At 62.1% G+C, this 15,970-nt stretch carries 12 protein-coding genes; 10 read left to right on the plus strand and 2 right to left on the minus strand.

Annotated elements, in window-relative coordinates:
• The first annotated feature begins 198 nt into the window (after positions 1–198).
• Positions 199–3,192 (plus strand): isoleucine--tRNA ligase, encoded by a 2,994-nt coding sequence (gene ileS, locus X735_RS140055; RefSeq protein ID WP_023813542.1) that lies wholly within the window; start codon positions 199–201, stop codon positions 3,190–3,192.
• A 206-nt stretch (positions 3,193–3,398) separates the two neighbouring features.
• Positions 3,399–4,079, plus strand: a complete 681-nt coding sequence (locus tag X735_RS140050; RefSeq protein WP_023813543.1) for a hypothetical protein — start codon at positions 3,399–3,401, stop codon at positions 4,077–4,079.
• Between the two features lie 40 nt (positions 4,080–4,119).
• Here the strand turns inward: X735_RS140050 and X735_RS140045 are convergent, their stop codons facing one another.
• On the minus strand, positions 4,120–4,569 hold the full coding sequence (locus X735_RS140045) for a nucleoside deaminase (protein WP_023813544.1): 450 nt from the start codon (positions 4,567–4,569) through the stop codon (positions 4,120–4,122).
• Positions 4,570–5,187: 618 nt separating this feature from the next.
• Here X735_RS140045 and X735_RS0135055 point away from each other — a divergent pair.
• From X735_RS0135055 to X735_RS140020, 5 genes are all read left to right on the plus strand, one after another.
• Positions 5,188–7,023, plus strand: a complete 1,836-nt coding sequence (locus X735_RS0135055) for a pseudouridine synthase (RefSeq protein ID WP_245273291.1) — start codon at positions 5,188–5,190, stop codon at positions 7,021–7,023.
• A complete protein-coding gene (rsmD, locus tag X735_RS140035) occupies positions 7,020–7,574 on the plus strand; it encodes a 16S rRNA (guanine(966)-N(2))-methyltransferase RsmD (RefSeq protein WP_023813546.1) in 555 nt (184 codons plus the stop codon). The genes X735_RS0135055 and rsmD overlap by 4 nt, the downstream gene beginning before the upstream one ends.
• A gap of 131 nt (positions 7,575–7,705) precedes the next feature.
• Positions 7,706–9,094 carry a pitrilysin family protein gene (locus X735_RS140030; RefSeq protein ID WP_023813547.1) on the plus strand — a complete coding sequence of 463 codons (1,389 nt, stop codon included), beginning with the start codon at positions 7,706–7,708 and terminating at the stop codon, positions 9,092–9,094.
• 2 nt (positions 9,095–9,096) lie between these two features.
• On the plus strand, positions 9,097–10,437 hold the full coding sequence (locus X735_RS140025; RefSeq protein ID WP_050592749.1) for a pitrilysin family protein: 1,341 nt from the start codon (positions 9,097–9,099) through the stop codon (positions 10,435–10,437).
• The gene (locus tag X735_RS140020; protein ID WP_023813549.1) at positions 10,434–11,297 is read left to right on the plus strand and encodes a patatin-like phospholipase family protein; all 864 of its coding nucleotides are present in this window, start codon (positions 10,434–10,436) and stop codon (positions 11,295–11,297) included. Before X735_RS140025 ends, X735_RS140020 begins: the two co-directional genes overlap by 4 nt.
• 48 nt (positions 11,298–11,345) lie before the next feature.
• On the opposite strand, the gene X735_RS140015 is transcribed toward X735_RS140020, so the two are convergent.
• Complete coding sequence (locus X735_RS140015; protein ID WP_023813550.1) at positions 11,346–11,888, minus strand: dihydrofolate reductase family protein; 543 nt, start codon at positions 11,886–11,888, stop codon at positions 11,346–11,348.
• A gap of 467 nt (positions 11,889–12,355) precedes the next feature.
• Here X735_RS140015 and X735_RS140010 point away from each other — a divergent pair, with 467 nt between their 5' ends.
• The 3 genes from X735_RS140010 to X735_RS140000 all read left to right on the plus strand — a co-directional run bounded on the left by X735_RS140010 (position 12,356) and on the right by X735_RS140000 (position 15,945).
• Positions 12,356–13,495: an ABC-three component system protein gene (locus X735_RS140010; RefSeq protein ID WP_155930605.1), complete on the plus strand. Its 1,140-nt coding sequence runs from the start codon at positions 12,356–12,358 to the stop codon at positions 13,493–13,495.
• A gap of 6 nt (positions 13,496–13,501) precedes the next feature.
• Complete coding sequence (locus X735_RS140005; protein WP_050592745.1) at positions 13,502–13,990, plus strand: three component ABC system middle component; 489 nt, start codon at positions 13,502–13,504, stop codon at positions 13,988–13,990.
• A gap of 77 nt (positions 13,991–14,067) precedes the next feature.
• Entirely contained in the window at positions 14,068–15,945 is a 1,878-nt protein-coding gene (locus tag X735_RS140000; RefSeq protein ID WP_245273292.1) for a DUF3732 domain-containing protein, read from the plus strand.
• Positions 15,946–15,970 lie beyond the last annotated feature (25 nt).

Here is a 15,970-nt window from a genome sequence, read left to right on the forward strand (position 1 = left end):
CGAATTACCGGCCCGGTGTTCCGGGCGGCCTGAGGGTCGCCGGAACCGCCGGGAATTCTGCGCGCGGCCTCTCGCGCTTTTTCCAGATCATCAGGCATGTCGCCCAAAAGTGGCCCCGGTTTTGGGAAAACGACATGCGCAAAAGTATAGTTCAACGCCCGAGCTCTTTTGCCGCCGGGCAATGCACATGGCAGACCAATGACCGATACAACTGAAACGATCGACTATTCCAAGACGCTTTACCTGCCGCGGACGGATTTCCCGATGCGTGCCGGCTTGCCGGAGAAGGAGCCGCTGCTGGTCAAGCGCTGGCAGGACATGGACCTCTACCGCAAGCTGCGCGAGAGCGCTGCCGGCCGCACGAAATACGTGCTGCATGACGGCCCGCCCTACGCCAACGGCAACATCCATATCGGCCATGCGCTGAACAAGATCCTCAAGGACGTCATCACCCGCTCGTTCCAGATGCGCGGTTACGACTCGAACTATGTGCCCGGCTGGGACTGTCACGGCCTGCCGATCGAATGGAAGATCGAGGAGCAGTACCGCGCCAAGGGCAAGAACAAGGACGAGGTGCCGGTCAACGAATTCCGCAAGGAATGCCGTGAGTTCGCCGCAGGTTGGATCACGGTGCAGGGGGCCGAGTTCCAGCGCCTCGGCGTCATCGGCGACTTCGAGAATCCCTATACGACGATGGCTTTCCATGCCGAGTCGCGGATCGCCGGCGAGCTTTTGAAATTCGCCATGTCGGGCCAGCTCTACCGCGGCTCCAAGCCGGTGATGTGGAGCGTGGTCGAGCGTACGGCGCTGGCCGAGGCCGAGATCGAGTACCACGACTATGAGAGCGACACGATCTGGGTGAAGTTTCCGATCCAGTCTGCTGATGGGGATACGATTTTACACGTCGAGGACGAAGGTGGTGAGCGAACTGGCAGGAAAATTGTCGTAAAGCCGCCGCACAGTTTGTCCCATGCTTCAGTTGTCATCTGGACGACAACGCCTTGGACGATCCCGGGTAACCGGGCGGTAGCCTATTCGCCACGCATTGCCTACGGACTTTACGAGATCGTGGCAGCCGAAAATGACTTTGGCCCTCAGCCCGGTGAGAAGCTGGTCTTTGCCGACGCGCTTGCCGATGAAAGCGCAGCCAAAGCCAAGGTGAATTTTAAGCGACTTCGCACCGTGACAAGCGAGGAACTTGCCAACGTAACGTTAGATCATCCGTTTTTTGCGTTAAACGGAGGGTATCATTTCGATGTGCCCATGCTCGTCGGCGACCATGTCACCGACGATGCCGGCACCGGCTTCGTCCACACCGCGCCCGGTCACGGCCGCGAGGACTTTGACGCCTGGATGGACGCGGCGGTGGATCTGCGCGCACGCGGCATCGATCCCGCCATCCCGTTCACCGTCGACGATGGCGGCTTCTTCACCAAGGACGCGCCGGGGTTCGGCCCCGACCGCGAGGGTGGACCGGCACGCGTCATCGATGACAATGGCAAGAAGGGCAACGCCAACCAGGCCGTCATCGACGAGTTGATCAAACGCAACGCGCTGTTCGCGCGTGGCCGGCTGAAGCACAGCTACCCTCACTCCTGGCGGTCCAAGAAACCGATCATCTTCCGCAACACGCCGCAATGGTTCGTCTACATGGACAAGGACCTCGGCGATGGCTCGACGTTGCGCAGCCGGGCGCTCAAGGCCATCGACGACACCCGCTTCGTGCCCGCCGCAGGCCAGAACCGCATCCGCGCCATGATCGAGGAGCGCCCGGACTGGGTGCTGTCGCGCCAGCGCGCCTGGGGCGTGCCGATCGCCGTGTTCGCCGATGCCGACGGCAATGTGCTGAAGGACGAGGCGGTCAACCAGCGCATCATGGACGCCTTCGAGCAGGAAGGCGCCGACGCCTGGTTCGCGGCTGATGCCAAGGAGCGTTTCCTTGGCAATCACGACGCTTCGAAGTGGAAGCAGGTGATGGACATCCTCGACGTCTGGTTCGATTCGGGCTCGACGCATGCCTTCACGCTGGAGGATCGTCCTGACCTGAAATGGCCAGCCGACGTCTATCTCGAAGGCTCCGACCAGCATCGCGGCTGGTTCCATTCGTCGCTGCTGGAGAGCTGCGGCACCAGGGGCAGGGCGCCTTACGACACCGTCGTCACCCATGGCTTCACCATGGACGAGGATGGCCGCAAGATGTCGAAGTCGCTCGGCAACACCGTCGTGCCGCAGGACGTCATCAAGCAGTCGGGCGCCGACATACTGCGTCTGTGGGTGGTGACGACCGACTACTGGGAGGACCAGCGGCTCGGCAAGAACGTGCTGCAGACCAACATCGACGCCTACCGCAAGCTGCGCAACACCATCCGCTGGATGCTGGGTACGCTTGCCCATGACGATGGCGAAGAGGTGCCGATGGAGAAAATGCCGGAGCTGGAGCGGCTGATGCTGCACCGGCTGGCCGAGCTCGATGAGGTCGTGCGTTCGGGCTACGACGCCTTTGAATTCAAGCGCATCACCCGCATGCTGCTCGATTTCATGGTGGTCGAGCTGTCGGCGTTCTATTTCGACATCCGCAAGGATGCGCTCTACTGCGACGCGCCGTCGAGCCTGAAGCGCAAGGCTTCGGTGCAGGTGGTGCGCCATCTCTTCGATTGCCTGGTGAAATGGCTGGCGCCGATGCTGCCTTTCACCACGGAGGAGGCCTGGCTTGACCGTCATCCCGACGCCGTCTCGGTGCATCTCGACCAGTTCCCGCAAATCCCGGCGGACTGGAAGAACGAGGCGCTGGCGGAAAAGTGGCGCCAGGTGCGGCAAGTGCGGCGCGTCGTCACCGGCGCGCTGGAGATCGCGCGGGCCCAGAAGGTGATCGGATCGTCGCTGGAAGCGGTGCCGGTCGTCACAATCAACGACGCAGCGCTCGAAGCGGCGATTTCAGATGTCGACATGGCCGAGATGGCGATCACCAGCGATCTGGTCATCGCTCATGGCGAGGCACCGGCTGGTGCCTTCGCGATCGACGACGTCAAGGGTGTCGCCGTGGTGGTCGAGAAGGCCGAGGATCGTGGCCTGTTAAAATGTGCACGCTCCTGGCGCTACACCGCCGATGTCGGCCAGGATCCGGAATTCCCGGATGTTTCGGCTAGGGATGCGGCGGTGCTGCATGAATTGAAGACGCTTGGCCGACTTTAACGGTTAGTCGGCTGGATCGGTGCACAAATGCCACGCCGGGCGGGCGAAAACCGCCCGCGCGTTGCCCTTAACGAGTGGTTGAGGTAAACACGCGAAACTCCGGAAGACAAATTGTCGCCGGATTTCCGTCGCAAGTGCTTGGACGATGGGGACCGGCCACAAGGCCGGCGGCAATCGAGAGGCTGTCTAGAGTGGGACTTTTTGGCATGACCGAGAGATATAACGCGCGCTTGGCGCTGCTGGCGCCGCTTGTCGCGTCGGGCCTCGCTTTGTCCGGCTGCATGGGCTCTCCGACCTACGGCACCGACAAGACCGCCGGCGAACAGCTGGCCGGCGATATTTCAGGTGCCTTTTCATTCGCGCCGAAGCGCAAGGAACAGATCGACTACAAGCCGCGTCCGACGCTTGTGAAGCCGGCGCCAGGCCAGAAGGAAGCGCTGCCGGCCCCGCAGGACAGCATCGAGACGGCGAGCGCCGAATGGCCCGAATCGCCCGAGCAGCGCCGCGCCCGCCTGCGCGCCGACGCCACCGCCCATCAGAACGACCCGGCTTACCAGTCGGAGATCGTCGACGACGTGCAGACCGATCCGGCCTCGGTGAAGAGGGCAATGGCGGAATCAGGCTCGAGCCACCCGCCGGCATGGACACCGGCCGATTCCGACAAGGGTCGCGCCGCCGAGATCCAGCGCCGCCTTGCCGACAGCAAGCAGGGCGATCCGAACACCCGCAAATATCTGAGCGAGCCTCCAGTGCAGTATCGTGTCGCGGCCGGCACGGCGCCGCAGAACGAGCTTGGCGAGGACGAGTACAAGAAGGAACGCCGTCTCAAGAAAGAGGCGGAAGGCAAGAAGGGCAGCGGCTGGTTCGACTGGATGCCGTCCCTGTAAAAACCGCTTCTTTCTTATTTCTTGCCGAAGGGCGCCCGGCTCAGCCGCGCCGTTCCCGGAAAAATCCTTTGAGCAACAAGGCCGCCTCGGTCTCGCCCATGCCTGGATAGATGTCGGGCCTGTGGTGGCAGGTTGGCGATGCGAAGAAGCGCACGCCATTGACCACCGCGCCGCCCTTGTCGTCGGCGGCACCGAAATAAAGCCGGCGCAGCCGGGCGAAGGAAATTGCGCCGGCGCACATGGCGCAAGGTTCCAGCGTCACATAGAGATCATGGCCGGTCAGCCGCTCGGCCGACAGTTTGCGGCAAGCTTCGCGGATGACCAGCATCTCGGCATGCGCGGTCGGGTCGGCAAGTTCGCGTGTGCGGTTGCCGGCGCTGGCGACAACACCAGCGCCATTGGCGATGACGGCGCCGACCGGCACTTCGCCTCGCAAGGCGGCAGCCTCGGCCTCCTTCAGCGCCAGCGCCATGAAATCGGGCCGCTTCACGCGATTTCCACTCTGATTATCTCCTCGCCACCTGACGGTGATCCTGTTATTGAGCGCAGGACCTCGAAAATCGGGACTCGGTTTTCGAAAATGATCATGCGCCACATCAAAAGTGCTACAGCGTTCGTTGCGCGCCCGAAAGGATGCGCCACGCTGTAGCAGCGCAAACGGATAAAGGCCACATGGACGACAACGAGAAGAAATTCCGACCCAGGAAGGGTCCGGCCAAGAGTGGGCCGAAAGCCGCGGGACCGCGCAGCCGAGATGGCGCCGCGGGCAAGGGCGGCAAGCCGTCCTTTGGCGCCAAGAAGCCTTACGCACCGCGTGGCGATCGGCCGATGGCCGCTGATGGCGAGCGGCCGAAGCGCGATTTCAAGGGCGGCGACAAGCCTTTCGGCAAAGGCCCGCGACCCGAAGGGAAGCCTTTTGAGAAGCGCGAGGGGCCGCGCAAGCCCTACGCACCGCGCGGCGACCGCCCGATGGCCGCCGAGGGTGAGCGCAAACCGTATGAGAAGCGCGAAGGACCACGCAAGCCCTACGCACCGCGCGGCGACCGCCCGATGGCCGCCGAGGGTGAGCGCAAACCGTATGAGAAGCGCGAAGGACCGCGCAAGCCCTATGCACCGCGNGATGGCCGCCGAGGGTGAGCGCAAACCGTACGAGAAGCGCGAAGGACCACGCAAGCCCTACGCACCGCGCGGCGACCGCCCGATGGCCGCCGAGGGTGAGCGCAAACCGTACGAGAAGCGCGAAGGACCACGCAAGCCCTACGCACCGCGCGGCGATCGCCCGATGGCCGCCGAGGGTGAGCGCAAACCGTATGAGAAGCGCGAAGGACCGCGCAAGCCCTATGCACCGCGGGGAGACCGGCCGGCTGCGGCGGCAGCGGGCGGCGAAAAGCGTTTCGACCGTCCCAAGCGTGATTTCAGTGACCGCGCGCCGCGCGACGCCGGCGATCGACCGAAGCGTGACTTCGCTGACCGCCCCAAGCGCGATTTCAGCGACCGCCCCAAGCGCGACTTTGGCGATCGGCCGCAAGGCGCATCGGGCGGCAGCTTCAAGCCACGCCCGCGTCCCGCCGACGCTGCCGAAGAGGCAGGCGAACGCATCGCCAAGCGGCTGGCGCGCGCCGGCCTGGCCTCGCGCCGCGATGCCGAGGAACTGATCGCCGCCGGTCGCGTCAAGGTCAATGGCCGCGCCCTGACCTCGCCGGCCTTCAACGTGATGCCTGATGACATCATCCATCTCGACGGCATGGAAATCCCGCCGATCGAGCGCACGCGGCTGTTCCTGTTCCACAAGCCGGCCGGCGTCGTCACCACCAACCGCGATCCCGAGGGCCGCAAGACCGTCTTCGACGTGCTGCCGGCTGAATTGCCGCGGCTGATGACCATCGGCCGGCTCGACATCAACACCGAAGGCCTGCTGCTGCTCACCAATGATGGCGGCCTGTCGCGCGTGCTCGAACTGCCGGCCACCGGCTGGCTGCGCCGCTACCGGGTGCGCGTCCACGGCAAGGTCGAGGAAAGCGCGCTTGCGGGCCTGCGTGAAGGCATTGCCGTCGACGGCGTGTTCTACGGTGCCATCGAAGCGACGCTCGACCGTGAGCAAGGCACCAATGCCTGGCTGACGATCGGTCTGCGCGAGGGCAAGAACCGCGAAGTCAGGAACATCCTGGGTTCGCTCGGCCTCGACGTTACGCGGCTGATCCGCATCTCCTACGGGCCGTTCCAGCTCGATGACCTCGCCGAGGGCCATGTGCTGGAGATCAAGGGGCGCGTGCTGCGTGACCAACTCGGCGAGCGCCTGGTCGAGGAATCCGGCGCCAATTTCGACGCCGATGTCACCAAGCCGTTTTCCAACAAGCCGGTGCGGCGCACCGAAGTTCGCGAGCCGGAGCCGGAGCGGCCGAAATTCACCCGCGACGGTGAGCGCCGCCCGATCGGGGAGGGCGGTCTGATCAAGAACCGCAAACGCCGCGAAGGCAGCCGCGACGAGGCTCTGGGCAAACTGTCGACAAGTCCCGACAGAAGCGCGGAGAAGAGTTTTGGCGAACGCGGCCCGCGTCCCGAACGCAGCTTCGGCGACAAGCCGCGCGGCAATTTTGGCGACAAACCGCGCGGTGGCTTCGGTGACAAGCCACGCGGCGGTTTCGGCGACAAGCCTCGGGGTGGTGGCAAAAAGTCCGAGCGCGAGCAGCGGCCGATCGAGCCGCCCGGCCAGCGCAAGGCCAATGTCTGGATGGCACCGGGCGCGCGGCCGATCGGCAAGGGCAGGGCCGACGCAGACGCAGCCAAGGCCGCTGAAGCAAAGGCGCGAAAGGCATCGTTCAAGCCGACCTATGGCAAACCGGCCGGTGCCAAGCCGTTCGGCAAGCCGAGAGGCGAACGTCCGGGCGGGGCCGGCGGCGGTGAGCGTCCGCGCAATGGTCCCCGAGGCCCCAAAGCGAGATGAGAATCGTCGGTGGTGAGTTTCGCGGGCGTCCGCTGGCGACGCCCCGTTCGAGCGCCATCCGTCCGACGACCGATCGCACCCGCGAGGCGGTCTTCAACGTGCTGGCGCATCGCTTTGCCGCGCAGTTGGACGGTGCGCGCGTGCTCGACCTGTTCGCCGGCACCGGCGCGCTGGGGCTCGAAGCCCTGTCGCGCGGTGCCTCCTACGGGGTCTTCATCGAGGAATCGGCCGAAGGCCGTGGCCTGATCCGCGACAATGTCGAGGCCTTTGGGCTGACCGGCCGCACCAAGATCTTCCGTCGCGACGCCACGGGCCTCGGCGAGGCCGGCACGCTGGCGCCGTTCGGCCTCGTCTTCGCCGACCCGCCCTATGGCAAGGGTCTTGGCGAGCGCGCCTTGCAGTCGGCGAAAGCCGGCGGCTGGCTTCGCCCCGGCGCGCTGTGCGTGGTCGAAGAGGCGGCAGTGGCGCCGTTCGAGCCTGGTCCCGGCTTTTCGGTGCTGGACGAGCGCAACTATGGCGAGACCGTTATCCGCTTTGTCGAGGCGGTCTGATAGCCTGCATCCTTGGCCGGGCCTCATGGGCCGGCCTCTTTGCCGCCGCCTTTGCCGGCAACATGACCAACAATTCACTTTGCTTGTCGCCAGCACCTTGCCTATCGTCCGCCAAGAAACCGGAGCCATCGATGACATTTCAGGCTGAATGGCTGCGCGGAACGCTGTTGGCGACCTCTTTGGCTTTTGCGATAACCGGTCCGGTGCTGGCCGAGAGCCCCGTCTTGCCCAACACGGTTCCGGCCGAGTTCAAGGTCACGGATTTCCTGCTCGACAACGGCATGGAGGTGGTCGTCATTCCCGACCACCGTGCGCCGATCGTCACCCAAATGGTCTGGTACAAGATCGGCAGCGCCGACGAGCCGCCCGGCAAATCCGGCATTGCGCATTTCTTCGAACATCTGATGTTCAAGGCGACGACCAACCATGCGGCCGGCGAGTTCGACCGCGCCATCTCCGATATCGGCGGCTCCAACAACGCCTTCACCTCTTACGACTACACCGCCTTCCACGAAACGGTGGCGCCGTCGGCGCTCGAGCTGATGATGAGCTTCGAGGCCGATCGCATGCGCAATCTCATTCTCACCGACGATGTGATCAAGACCGAGCGCGATGTCATCCTCGAGGAGCGCCGCTCGCGCATCGACAACAGCCCCGAGGCCGTGCTGGACGAGGAGGTCGATGCGACGCTGTGGCAGAACCAGCCCTATCGCATCCCGGTCATCGGCTGGATGCAGGAGATGCAGCAGCTGAACCGCGCCGACGCTGTTGCCTTCTATGACAAATATTACCGGCCCAACAACGCGGTGCTGATCGTCGCCGGCGATGTCGAACCGGACACGGTGCGGGCGCTGGCCGAAAAGACCTATGGCAAGGTGGCACGCGGCCCCGATCTGCCGCCGCGCATCCGTCCGGTCGAGCCGGAGCAGAACACCAAGCGCACGGTGACGCTCGCCGATGCCCGCGTCAGCGTGCCGAGCTTTTCCACCCAATGGGTGGTGCCGTCCTATCACACCGGCAAGCCGGGCGAGGCGGAAGCGCTCGACCTCTTGGCGGAGATCCTTGGCGGCGGCAATCGCAGCCGGCTCTACCAGGCGCTCGTCGTCCAGCAAGGTATCGCATCCAGCGCCGGCGCCTTTTTCCAGGGCACCATGCTCGACGACACCAACTTCACCGTCTACGGCGCGCCGCGCGGCGATGCCAAGATTTCCGACGTCGAAGCGGCGGTCGATGCCGAGGTGGTGCGCATCGTCAAGGATGGCGTCACGCCATCGGAGCTGGAGAAGGCCAAGGACCGCTATGTCAGGTCAATGATTTTTGCCCGCGACAAGCAGGATTCCATGGCCAACATCTACGGCTCGACGCTGGCCACCGGCGGCAATGTGCAGGACGTCCAGCAGTGGACGGACCGCATCCGCAAGGTCACGACAGATGAGGTCAAGGCCGTCGCCGCGCGCTACCTGGTGCTCGCCCGATCGACCACCGGCTATCTCTTGCCGCAGCAACAGGCGGGGAATTGATGATGAAGAGCACGAACGCGGTACGCGCACCCCTCACCACCCTCTTCCTCTCCATCCTCTTCCTCATCCTGCCGGCACTCACCGCGCGGGCCATGGACATCCAGTCCGTCACCTCGCCAAAGGGCATCACCGCCTGGCTGGTCGAGGACTATTCCGTGCCGGTCGTCGCCATCCGCTTCGTCTTCGGCGGCGGCTCGACGCAGGACCCGCCGGGCAAGGAGGGCTTGGCCAATCTGATGACCGGCCTGTTCGACGAAGGCGCCGGCCCGCTTGACAGTGAAGACTTCCAGATCAAGCTCGACGACGCCGGCGCCGAGATGAGTTTTGATGAAAGCCGCGACGGCATCTACGGCTCCATGCGCATGCTGGCCGAGCAGCGTGACCAGGCATTCGACCTGTTGCGGCTGGCGGTCAACCAGCCGCGCTTCGACCAGCTGCCGATCGACCGCATTCGCTCCCAGATCCTGTCCGGCATCATCGCCGGCGAGAATGATCCCGACACGGTGGCGCAGAACAAATGGGCGCGCGCCCTCTATGGCGATCATCCTTATTCCCGCTCCGACCAAGGCACCAAGGAAAGCATCGCCGCCATCACGCCGGATGATCTCAAAGCCTTGCACAAAGCGGTGTTCGCCCGCGGCGGCCTGCATGTTGCCGTCGTCGGCGCCATCGACGCGGAGACGCTGAAGAAGAAGCTCGACATGGTGTTCGGCGACCTGCCGCAAAACCAGGCGCTGAGGCCGGTGGCCGATATCGACCCGAAGCTGGCGCAGCATATCGAGGTTGACTACGACCTGCCGCAGACCTCGCTGCAGCTCGCTTTTCCCGGCGTGAAGCGCAAGGCGCCGGACTTCTTCCCCGCCGTGCTGATGAACGAGATCCTTGGCGGCGGCACCTTCACCTCACGCCTGTTCCAGGAAGTGCGCGAGAAGCGCGGGCTGGCCTACAGCGTCAACTCCTCGCTCATCAACCAGGACCACGCCAACGCGCTGATCGTCAGCACCGGCACCCGCTCCGACCGCGCGGCCGAGACGCTGGGCATCGTCCGCGACGTGGTCCAGCGACTGGCCGAAGAAGGCCCGACCGAGGCGGAGCTGGCGGCGACCAAGAAATACATGATCGGCGCCTACGCCATCAACAATCTGGACTCCTCCAGCGCCATCGCCTCGACGCTGGTCGAACTGCAGCTCGACGATCTCGGCATCGACTACATGCAGCGCCGCGCCGGCTACATCAACGCGGTGACGCTCGATCAGGTCAAGGCGGCGGCGAAGAAACTGCTGACCGCCGAGCCGACCATCATGGTCATCGGCCCGAAATTGGCCGGAGCCGGCAAGGGATGAGCCCGACCTTCGGCATCGCCTTCGGCGGCGGCGGCGCGCGCGGGCTGGCGCATATCCATGTCATCGAGGCGCTGGACGAGTTGGGCATCAAGCCGGTGGCGATTGCCGGCTCGTCGATCGGCGCCATCATGGGCGCCGGTATGGCCGCCGGCATGACCGGCAAGGAGATCCACGACTACGCCCGCTCGATTCTTGGCCGCCGCGCCGAGGTGGCGAGCCGCATGTGGCGGGCGCGGCCGGGCACCATCGCCGAAGCCATGCAGGTCCGCGTCAGCCAGTTCAACGTCGAGCGCATCCTGAAAGCCTTTCTGCCCGAGGCCATTCCCGAAACCTTCGCCGAGCTGAAAATCCCGCTCAAGGTGACGGCGACCGACTATTTCGGCCACAAGCTCGCTGTCTTCGAAGACGGCGACCTGCACTCCGCGCTGGCGGCCTCGGCGGCCATCCCCGCCGTGTTCCGCCCGGTGATGCGCGACGGCAGGCTGCTGATCGACGGCGGCATCTACAACCCCGTGCCCTTCGACCTGATCGAGAACGATGCCGACATCATCATCGGCGTCGACGTCGTCGGCGCGCCGGAAGAGGCCGACCGCAAGCAGCCGACCTCCGTCGACCTGATGTTCGGCGCCACGCAGCTGATGATGCAGTCGATCATCGCCAACAAGCTGAAACAATGCCGCCCCGACATCCTGGTCCGCCCGGCAGTGTCGAAATACCGCGTGCTCGATTTCCTGAAGATCGACGCCCTGATGAACGAGACGGTGGATATCAAGGACGAGCTGAAGCGGCAGGTGGAGAAGGTGCTGGAGGCACGGGCTGGCGCCGCCGTCAAAGCGAGGCGGGGAAAGCAGGTCGGGTGAGGATGCATCTTCCCGACTCGATCTGCTAGGAAAGAGGCTCCAACCGATTTACGATTTCGCCGCCACCGGGGCATACTCCAGCGCCACCACACCGTTGCTGAACGGCGTGGCGGAAACCAGTTCGAGCGACACCGGCTCGCCGACTGGGAACAGCGGCTTGCCCTGGCCCACAGTGCCGGGATAGCTGAGCAGCCTGACGCGGTCGACAAGGCCGTGACGCAGCAATTCCTGCGCAACGCTCAGGCTGCCATGCACGTAGATGTTGCCGCCACCGCCTTGCTTCAGGATTCTGACCGCATCCGGCAGCGGTCCCTTCAGCAATTCGGCCGGCTTCCAGTCGAGCGCCTTCAGGCGGGTCGAGACGACATATTTCGGCAGCGCGTTGAACCGGTCGGCAAAATCTCCGGTTTCCGTGGGCCAGGAGCCGGCAAAGATCTCATAGGTCGTGCGCCCCAAAAGCATGGCGCCGCTATCGGCAAGCTCGTCCTCCTTGAACCTGTTCATCTCGTCGTTCCAGGTCACGCTGGGCAGCTTCTCGACCTCGGCAATGCCATCGACGCTGATGAATTCGGTGACGATAAGTTTTCGCATGGCGTTCTCCCTTTTCCATCAAAGGACGGACTGCGCAGGCCCTTTGCGACATGCTTCGTGAAAAATAGCGCGGCGCGGCGGAAGGGAGAAGGCGCCGCGATGAAGGGCAGGCGTGGAGGAGAGACTGCGTGAGCCATGGGATGTTGCGAAATTCGAGCGCTGGTTGTGTATGACCAAGTAAGCCACAGTCGGCGCAAAGGCAAAGTCCTTCCCAGACCGGATTACCGCCAAACGACATCGGGTTTCTTCGACAAGATTCCATCACCTCTGTCAAAAAATCAGCATGTGGAAGTCGATTTCTGAAGATTTGAAACGGCCTCCCCCATGTATTTATGTGCTCTGTCGCCTTATATGGTTGAAGATGAGGTTCGTCTGCGAGTAATCTAATGTTCTAGGGTGGGATGATTCCCGGGGGATGCGCCGATAGTGCGTCGAAGTCTGTGAGTCTGCAGGTCATTGATAAACCGTTGAAGACTACGGCGGCTGGCCAATATCTCGGCTATTCGCTGCAGCAACTGCGACTGTGTCATCATCTTTTCAAGGCTCTGGATGGAGACAATGTCTCTCTAGAATATCTCGACGACATCGCAGTCCACCGGTCAGATGGAACACTCCTGTTGGAGCAGGACAAAAGTGCGCTCACCGGAAACCCTGCCGCTGACCGATGTGAGGAGCTTTGGAAAGCATTTGCAAATTGGGCCGACCTCTGTTCCTCTGATTCAATAGATGCCGCTGAAACCGATTTTCAGCTGTATGTTACGCCGGCCAAAACTGGAGCATTGGTCAGTCAACTCCATTCAGCAGTGACGTCGGCGACGGCTAGCGATGCGCTGGCGAAGATCAAGAAGCTGGTCGATCCCAATAAGCTTGAGATTGGATGTACCCCGCACGTTATTCGCTTTTTGAACGCTGGCGATGATATTTGCCGCGTTATCATTCAACGGTTCCGTCTTGTCACGGAGATCAATCCCGTCGAGAGTGTGCGCGAGTATGTGCGGGCTGGCGTTCCGCCGGACGCGGTAGACGACCTGACGTCTGCAGCCGTTGGAATGGCGCGAGATCGCGTGGACAAACTTATCCGTGAGGGGCAGCCCCCCATTGTCTCCGCGACAAAATTCCGGCGACTGTTCCAAACGTTCTCTCAGCGCTCCAATCTTACCAACATGTTGCCTTCCAAAGCGCCAGAGCCCTCCGAAGGCGCGATTGTTGCAGTCGTGGCCACCGCGCCAACTTTCGTCCGACAACTTCAGGCAATCAACGCAAGCGACGACATGCTGGTTACGGCCGTGAGCGATTATCTGCGTTCAACGGCTGACAAAGTTCATTGGGCAGACGAGGGGCTGATCATAGAGGACAGCCTGAACGATCTTGACGTCCAATTGATACGCCAACACAAGATGGTTCGTGACGAGATCGAGGACACGCAGGCCAGCGTGGATGAACCTGGGCGGGGTCGTGCGCTATATCGGAGGTGCGCAGCAACGACGCTTCCATTGGAGGGCCGCACTCTCCCATCACATTTCATTGCTGGCGCGTTCAATGATCTCGCCGATCTCCGTCGCGTAGGTTGGCATCCGTCGTATCAGACGCTATTTCCAATGGAGTAGGTTGCGATGGCGCACGCGGAAATATCGGCTGTCGGTCTGGTTCAGAATCCTGCGTTCGGCTCGCTGCTGCTTTGGAGTTTCGGCAGTGGCTTTCAGGCAGAGCGGGTTGGCGATCTTCCGGTGCTCACGCAGTTTTTTTTGGTCCTGCCGCTGGTGCTCCATGGCCCGACAGTGCGAACGATCCGCTCTACAAACCAGAGTTCGGGTCTCGCAAAGTTTATCTCAAAGCTTGCTGAGGAGCGCGAGCGCTTGTTCGCTGTCCATGATCGCGCGCTTGCGATGCGCAGCTTGACGCTTGAATCCATGGCGGCTGGTATCGCGACCAAGCTTTTGAGCGTTGACTACAACACTGCCGCGGTGCGCTCGAATGAGGTCAAGCTACCTCCGCCGCCAGACCGGTTAAAGCACCACGTCGCCAGCGCGGAAAAACTTGGCAGGTGGTTGGCCCGGCTTCCACCCAACCAAGGTTTCTCACTCCTGCAGGTCGAACCCTAATGCACTTCCAGATATTAAAACTGATACTTTGGTCTCGAGCTGGTCATGCGCCACGCGTGGTGGAATTTGAACCCGGCATGGCCAATGTTATCAGTGGCGCTTCCAAAACAGGTAAGTCCGCCGTAATTCCAATCATCGATTACTGCCTTGCTTCAGGGAAATGCAGCATCCCTGTTGGCACGATTCGCGACGCTTGTTCGTGGTTCGGCATCGTGATCGAGACTATCGAGGGGCAAAAGTTGCTGGCCCGTCGGGAGCCTGGGGAGGCGCGGCAGACTGGGGACATGTTCATACTTGAAGGGGATGTCATCGAAGTACCGGAGCAGACTCCTGACAAGAACACCACAGCTGAGATCGTAAAGCGAATGCTAGACAAACTGGCTGGCCTGTCCCAACTCGGGCTGAATCCAGAGAGTGAGGTCGCGCGAGTGAGCTTTCGCGATTTGATCGCTTTCGCGTTTCAACCACAGTATATAGTGGCCAATCCCATGGTGTTGTTTTTCAACGCCGATACATCTGAACATCGAGATAAGCTAAAGGCGATCTTTCCTTACGTGTTAGGTGCTCTCACGCCGGAGATGCTAGCGGCGCGCTGGGAAATGGATCGGCTCAATCGAGAATTGCGCCGGAAAGAAGGAGCTCTTGCTTCCGCCCGCACAGCGGTGCGGGCATGGCAAACCGAAACCCAAGCTTGGCTTCGCAATGCAGTCGAGTTTGGTCTGCTGCCTAGCGATACCCAAATTCCTACGGAGTGGAACGAGGTCGTAGATCTACTGCGACGTGTCACAAGAGCGAATACGCGGACATCTTTCGCAACGATCGGGTCTATCCAGCCCACGATTGAGCAACTGCAGGCGCTACGACAACGCGAAAGCGACGCAGCAGGAAAGCTTGCGGATCAACGCCATCGGCTGAATGAAATTCAGCGGCTGTTGACGAGCAGCGAAGCATACGGTTCAGCTATCCGAATCCAGCGAGACAGGTTGAACATTGCACCGTGGCTTAAGGCTCGCGCTGACGACGCAGGCGACATCCTTGTCGCACTCGGCGATGGTGGTCGCGACAAGCTCGATACGCTAACCGAAGCGCTGGCTGGGATAGACGTTCAACTTCGCACTCAGCCAACCATGTCAGACACTTTTGACAAGGAGCGGCTTAGACTGCGCGAAGAGGTCGAGTTGGCGACCGCAAATCTTACGGCAGTTAGGCAAGAGATCGCTCTCTTGGAACAACAGTCTGAGCAAGTCCGTGCCCTTACCTATAGGCAGGACAGGATCGAACGCTTCATAGGACGACTTGAACAAGCGCTGGTGTCGTTTGATAGATCGGAGGAAGGGTCTTCGTTCGCCGATGAGGTTTCGCTGTTGAAAACGCGCATAGATGAACTTCGCGCAATTTACTCAGAAACCCAAGTGCAGCGCAAAACGCAGAACGCTCTGCGGCAGGTCGAAGCCTTTGCTGCCACTATCATCCCAAAGCTAGATGCTGAGTGGCCAAACGCACCAATAGAATTGGTGATCAACGATCTTACAATCAAGGTCATCCACACGGAGCGCGAGGACTATCTCTGGGAAATTGGAAGCGGCGCAAACTGGCTTGCCTATCATGTTGCCATTACGTTAGCGCTGCAACGCTTCTTCATCGAGGGGCCACATCCGGTTCCTGGAATGTTGATCTATGATCAGCCAAGTCAAGTTTATTTCCCGCGAGGCTTTGATACGGCAGAGGGAGAACCTCATATCGGACGCACCCGCGATGAGGATATTGCGGCCGTAAGAAAGGTATTTGAAGCGATAGGCGGGGAGATCGTGCGAGGAAAGGGGCAACTTCAAGCGATTATCCTCGACCACGCTGGGGATGATGTTTGGGGTGAGATCCAGGGTGTTGTTCTGGCGCAGGAATGGCGTGGTGACGAGAAACTCGTTCCGCCAGAGTGGCTTGTTGGCAGCGCATAAGGCGAGTCCGGCGAAATGCTGGGCT

Origin of the sequence: Mesorhizobium sp. L2C084A000, assembly GCF_000502875.1 — a bacterium.
GTDB lineage: Bacteria > Pseudomonadota > Alphaproteobacteria > Rhizobiales > Rhizobiaceae > Mesorhizobium.

What these genes read in the sequence shown, in the direction of transcription:
- ileS (WP_023813542.1), top strand. Translation starts at nt 199, where the DNA reads ATGACCGATACAACTGAAACGATCGACTATTCCAAGACGCTTTACCTG.
- X735_RS140050 (WP_023813543.1), top strand. Translation starts at nt 3,399, where the DNA reads ATGACCGAGAGATATAACGCGCGCTTGGCGCTGCTGGCGCCGCTTGTC.
- rsmD (WP_023813546.1), top strand. Translation starts at nt 7,020, where the DNA reads ATGAGAATCGTCGGTGGTGAGTTTCGCGGGCGTCCGCTGGCGACGCCC.
- X735_RS140030 (WP_023813547.1), top strand. Translation starts at nt 7,706, where the DNA reads ATGACATTTCAGGCTGAATGGCTGCGCGGAACGCTGTTGGCGACCTCT.
- X735_RS140025 (WP_050592749.1), top strand. Translation starts at nt 9,097, where the DNA reads ATGAAGAGCACGAACGCGGTACGCGCACCCCTCACCACCCTCTTCCTC.
- X735_RS140020 (WP_023813549.1), top strand. Translation starts at nt 10,434, where the DNA reads ATGAGCCCGACCTTCGGCATCGCCTTCGGCGGCGGCGGCGCGCGCGGG.
- X735_RS140015 (WP_023813550.1), bottom strand. Translation starts at nt 11,888, where the DNA reads ATGCGAAAACTTATCGTCACCGAATTCATCAGCGTCGATGGCATTGCC.
- X735_RS140005 (WP_050592745.1), top strand. Translation starts at nt 13,502, where the DNA reads ATGGCGCACGCGGAAATATCGGCTGTCGGTCTGGTTCAGAATCCTGCG.
- X735_RS140000 (WP_245273292.1), top strand. Translation starts at nt 14,068, where the DNA reads ATGGCCAATGTTATCAGTGGCGCTTCCAAAACAGGTAAGTCCGCCGTA.